Source organism: Planococcus chinensis (assembly GCF_042681545.1).
Classification (GTDB): Bacteria; Bacillota; Bacilli; order Bacillales_A; family Planococcaceae; genus Planococcus; species Planococcus chinensis.
This window is the reverse complement of the sequence record NZ_JBHUFW010000003.1, coordinates 1-1,479: the sequence shown is the minus strand read 5'-3', so window position 1 is coordinate 1,479 and position 1,479 is coordinate 1. Positions and strand designations below refer to the sequence as shown.

Sequence of the window (1,479 nt, the reverse complement as noted above, 5' to 3'; positions counted from 1 at the left end):
TTTGGTTAAGTCCTCGATCGATTAGTATTCGTCAGCTGCACGCGTCGCCGCGCTTCCACTCCGAACCTATCTACCTCATCGTCTTTGAGGGATCTTACTTGCTTGCGCAATGGGAAATCTCATCTTGAGGGGGGCTTCGTGCTTAGATGCTTTCAGCACTTATCCCGGCCACACATAGCTACCCAGCGATGCCCCTGGCGGAACAACTGGTACACCAGCGGTGTGTCCATCCCGGTCCTCTCGTACTAAGGACAGCTCCTCTCAAATTTCCTGCGCCCGCGACGGATAGGGACCGAACTGTCTCACGACGTTCTGAACCCAGCTCGCGTACCGCTTTAATGGGCGAACAGCCCAACCCTTGGGACCGACTACAGCCCCAGGATGCGATGAGCCGACATCGAGGTGCCAAACCTCCCCGTCGATGTGAACTCTTGGGGGAGATAAGCCTGTTATCCCCGGGGTAGCTTTTATCCGTTGAGCGATGGCCCTTCCATGCGGAACCACCGGATCACTAAGCCCGTCTTTCGACCCTGCTCGACCTGTACGTCTCGCAGTCAAGCTCCCTTGTGCCTTTACACTCTGCGAATGATTTCCAACCATTCTGAGGGAACCTTTGGGCGCCTCCGTTACTCTTTAGGAGGCGACCGCCCCAGTCAAACTGCCCGCCTGACACTGTCTCCCGCCCCGATCAGGGGCGTGGGTTAGAAGTTCAATACAACCAGGGTAGTATCCCACCGACGCCTCCTCCGAAGCTGGCGCTCCGGGATCTCTGGCTCCTACCTATCCTGTACAAGTTGCACCAAAATTCAATATCAGGCTACAGTAAAGCTCCACGGGGTCTTTCCGTCCTGTCGCGGGTAACCTGCATCTTCACAGGTACTATAATTTCACCGAGTCTCTCGTTGAGACAGTGCCCAGATCGTTACGCCTTTCGTGCGGGTCGGAACTTACCCGACAAGGAATTTCGCTACCTTAGGACCGTTATAGTTACGGCCGCCGTTTACTGGGGCTTCAGTTCGCACCTTCGCTTGCGCTAAGCACTCCCCTTAACCTTCCAGCACCGGGCAGGCGTCAGCCCCTATACGTCACCTTACGGTTTTGCAGAGACCTGTGTTTTTGCTAAACAGTCGCCTGGGCCTATTCACTGCGGCTCTCTCGGGCTGTAACACCCTACCAGAGCACCCCTTCTCCCGAAGTTACGGGGTCATTTTGCCGAGTTCCTTAACGAGAGTTCACTCGCTCACCTTAGAATTCTCTTCTCNTCCTTAACGAGAGTTCACTCGCTCACCTTAGAATTCTCTTCTCGCCTACCTGTGTCGGTTTGCGGTACGGGCACCTCCCGCCTCGCTAGAGGCTTTTCTTGGCAGTGTGAAATCAGGGACTCCGGGAAATACTTCCCTTGCCATCACAGCTTAACGTTGGTGAAAATGGGATTTGCCTCATTTTCCGCCTCACTGCTTGGACGCGCACAACCAACGG

At 55.1% G+C, this 1,479-nt stretch carries 1 rRNA gene; it reads right to left on the bottom strand.

The features are described 5' to 3' along the window. Window position 1: 1 nt before the first annotated feature. A 23S ribosomal RNA gene (locus ACFSDB_RS02510) occupies window positions 2-1,479 on the bottom strand; the annotation flags it as partial.